The sequence below is a fragment of the Kitasatospora sp. NPDC091257 genome, assembly GCF_044757675.1.
In the GTDB taxonomy this organism is placed as follows: domain Bacteria; phylum Actinomycetota; class Actinomycetes; order Streptomycetales; family Streptomycetaceae; genus Kitasatospora; species Kitasatospora lactacystinica.
On the sequence record NZ_JBIVVI010001019.1, the window covers coordinates 1 to 3,384 of the forward strand.

Annotated in this window: 3 protein-coding genes; 1 reads left to right on the plus strand and 2 read right to left on the minus strand. The window is 72.3% G+C overall.

The features are described from left to right. Positions 1-4: 4 nt before the first annotated feature. Positions 5-985 carry an aldo/keto reductase gene (locus ACIQOV_RS33680; RefSeq protein WP_359901232.1) on the minus strand — a complete coding sequence of 327 codons (981 nt, stop codon included), beginning with the start codon at positions 983-985 and terminating at the stop codon, positions 5-7. A 240-nt stretch (positions 986-1,225) separates the two neighbouring features. On the opposite strand from ACIQOV_RS33680, the gene ACIQOV_RS33685 reads away from it, so the two are divergent. Continuing rightward, positions 1,226-2,272, plus strand: a complete 1,047-nt coding sequence (locus ACIQOV_RS33685; protein WP_359901229.1) for an LLM class F420-dependent oxidoreductase — start codon at positions 1,226-1,228, stop codon at positions 2,270-2,272. 67 nt (positions 2,273-2,339) lie between these two features. Here the strand turns inward: ACIQOV_RS33685 and ACIQOV_RS33690 are convergent, their stop codons facing one another. Next, on the minus strand, positions 2,340-3,320 hold the full coding sequence (locus ACIQOV_RS33690) for a magnesium and cobalt transport protein CorA (protein WP_401054572.1): 981 nt from the start codon (positions 3,318-3,320) through the stop codon (positions 2,340-2,342). Positions 3,321-3,384 lie beyond the last annotated feature (64 nt).

Here is a 3,384-nt window from a genome sequence, read left to right on the forward strand (position 1 = left end):
GGGGTCACAGCTCGGTCCACCCCTGGTCCGGGTAGTGGTGCACCGGCGACGAGATGTCGTCCAGCGCACCACGGATCTCATCCGGAAGCGTAAGCGCCTCCACCGACAGTGCCGCCTGCAGCTGGGCCACCGTCCGGGCCCCGACCAGGGCGCTCGCCACCCCGGGCCGGTCCCGGACCCAGGCCAGCGCGACCGCCAGCGGGCTGCTGGCGAGCCCGTCGGCGGCGGTGGCGAGAGCGTCCACGATCCGTCGGGAGCGCTCCCCGAGGTACGGCTGGACGAACCCGGTCAGGTACGGCGAGGCGCCGCGCGAGTCCTGCGGGACGCCGTGCCGGTACTTGCCGGTGAGTACCCCGCGTCCGAGCGGCGAGCCGGCCAGCACCCCGACCCCGGCGTCCAGGGCGGCGGGCAGCGCCTCCCGCTCGATGCCGCGCTGCAGCAGCGAGTACTCCAGCTGCGCCCCGGCCAGCGGTGCCCGCCCGTGGTGGGCGTGCTGCCAGGTGGCGGTCTTGGCGAGCTGCCAGCCGCTGAAGTCGCAGACCCCGACGTAGCGGGCGCGCCCGGAGGAGACGGCGATGTCGAGGGCGCTGAGCGTCTCCTCGACCGGGGTCGCCGGGTCGAAGGAGTGCACCTGCCAGAGGTCGACGTGGTCGGTGCCGAGCCGGCGCAGCGAGGCGTCCAGGGCGGCGAGCAGGTGGCCGCGCGAGCCGTCGAAGCGGCGGGCGGACTCCGGGACGCTGCCGGCCTTGGTGGCGATGACGAGCTCGGAGCGGGGGATCAGGCTGTCGGTGAGCCGGGAGATCAGGTACTCGGCGCCGCCGTCCGCGTACACGTCGGCGGTGTCGATCAGGTTGCCGCCGGCGTCGACGAACTCCTTGAGCTGCTCCGCTGCCTCGTGCTCGTCGGTGTCGCGGCCCCAGGTCATGGTGCCGAGGCCGAGCCGGGAGACCTGCAGGCCGGTGCGGCCGAGGTGACGCTTTTCCATCGGACGGGCCCTTCACTGGCCGGTGGCCCCGGGAGGCCCGGCAGCCCTGTGAACGCGCAGGTGGGGAGAGCGCTCCCCACGTCGGCTGAGCGTAGCGGCCGGTGCGCGGGCAGAGGTGCCGACCCGCAGAACGATCAACAGCACCGGTGTGACCCAACCCACTCCTACCCGTCAGTAGCATGTTCGGCGCGGGCACGGCTACCCTCGCTGGCAACCCCAACCCACTGGAAGGTGCGGCAGATGCGACTCGGGATCAACCTCGGCTACTGGGGGCTCGGCATGGACGCCGACAACATCGCCGTCGCCCAGGAGGCGGACCGGCTCGGCTACTCGGTCTGCTGGGCGGCGGAGGCGTACGGCTCGGACGCCGCGACGGTGCTCAGCTTCGTCGCCGCGAAGACCGAGCGGATCGACGTCGGCTCGGCCATCTTCCAGATCCCGGCCCGCACCCCGGCCATGACCGCGATGACCGCCGCGACCCTGGACACCCTGTCCGGCGGCCGGTTCCGGCTCGGCCTCGGCGTCTCCGGCCCGCAGGTGTCCGAGGGCTGGTACGGCGTGAAGTTCGACAAGCCGCTCGCCCGCACCCGCGAGTACGTGGAGATCATCCGCAAGGCGATGTCCCGCGAGCGTCTGGTGCACGAGGGCGCGCACTGGACGCTGCCGCTGCCCGGCGGCCCCGGCAAGCCGATCAAGCTCACCGTGCACCCGGTGCGCGAGCACATCCCGCTGTACATCGCCGCGATCGGCCCGAAGAACCTGGAGCTGACCGGTGAGATCGCCGACGGCTGGCTCGGCATCTTCTTCTCGCCCGAGCACGCCGCGCTCTCCGTCGACCCGCTGACGGCCGGCCGCGCCAAGTCCGGGAGGACGCTGGAGGGCTTCGACCTCTGCCCGACCGTGAACCTCGCGGTCGGCGAGGACATCAAGGCCGGCGTGGACGGCCTGCGCTCGTACGCCGCGCTCTACATCGGCGGCATGGGCAGCAAGGAGAAGAACTTCTACAACCAGCTCGCCCGGCGGATGGGCTACGAGCAGGCCGCCGACGAGGTCCAGGAGAAGTACCTCGCCAGGGACTACGCGGGTGCCGCGGCCGCCGTCCCGCACGACCTGATCGACGCCACCTCGCTGATCGGCGACACCGCCCGGATCGCCGACCGGATGCAGGCCTACGCCGAGGCGGGCGTCACCACGCTCACCCTGGCCCCGTCCGGATTCACCCTGGACGAGCGGATCCTGGCGCTGCGCACCGGCGTCGAGGCGCTGGAGCGCGCCGGACTGGCCTGACGGGACAGCACGGACGGGACGGACGGGACGGGCCCGACGAACCCGACGGCCGGTGGGGGGAGCGGCACTACAACCAGTCGTGCCGCTTGAACACCCGGTGCAGCACCAGGCAGACCACCACCATCAGCACCAGCACCGCCGGGTACCCCCAGACCTGGTGCAGTTCGGGCATGTGGTCGAAGTTCATCCCGTAGATGCCCGCGATCATCGTCGGTACGGCGGCCAGCGCAGCCCAGGCCGAGATCTTCCGCATGTCGTTGTTCTGCTGGACGCTGACCTGCGCCAGGTTGGCGTTCAGGATGTCGGACAGCAGCCGGTCCATGCCGTCCACCTGGTCGTTCACCCGGGCCACGTGGTCGGCGACGTCCCGCAGGTAGGGCGCGGTCTCGGGGCGGACGAAGCGGGCGCCGCGCTCCAGGGCCAGCATCGGTTCCAGCAGCGGTCCGGTGGCCCTGCGCACGGACATCACCTGGCGCTTGTAGCCGTAGATCCGGCCGGCGGTGTCGCGGCCGACCCGGCCGGGGGAGAAGATGTCCGCCTCCAGCTCGTCCAGGTCGGTCTGGAGCGCGGTGGCCACCTCCACGTAGCCGTCCACGACGGTGTCGCAGACCGAGTGCAGCACCGAGCTGGGCCCGTAGCGCAGTTGCTCGGGATCCTGCTCCAGGGCGGCCCGCAGGCCGCTGAGCGGGCTGTCCTCGCCGTGCCGGACGGTCATCACGAAGTCCGGGCCGAGGAAGACCATCACCTCGCCGACCGTCACGACGTGACCGCCGGGGTGGTAGCCGAGGGTCTTCAGGGTGACGAACAGCGAGCCCTGGTAGGCCTCCACCTTGGGGCGCTGGTGGGCGCTGACGGCGTCCTCGACGGCCAGCGGGTGCAGCGCGAACTCCTTGCCGACGTGGTCGAGTTCCTCGACGGTGGGCTCGAACAGGCCTATCCAGACGAAGCCGTCCGGACCGGCCGCGCGGGCGGCGGCGAGCGCACCGGCCAGGTCCGCGGGGGCCTTGATCCGGTGGCCGTCGTGGTAGGCGGCGCAGTGGACGATCATGCGGGCCATTGTCACCCGAGCGGGGCCGTTCGGCACGGACCCGGGTGGTGCCCCGTCCCCCGGC

Bases quoted from the DNA above. Each gene is read 5' to 3' on its own strand.
- ACIQOV_RS33690 (WP_401054572.1), bottom strand. From the start codon at position 3,320: ATGATCGTCCACTGCGCCGCCTACCACGACGGCCACCGGATCAAGGCC.
- ACIQOV_RS33685 (WP_359901229.1), top strand. From the start codon at position 1,226: ATGCGACTCGGGATCAACCTCGGCTACTGGGGGCTCGGCATGGACGCC.
- ACIQOV_RS33680 (WP_359901232.1), bottom strand. From the start codon at position 985: ATGGAAAAGCGTCACCTCGGCCGCACCGGCCTGCAGGTCTCCCGGCTC.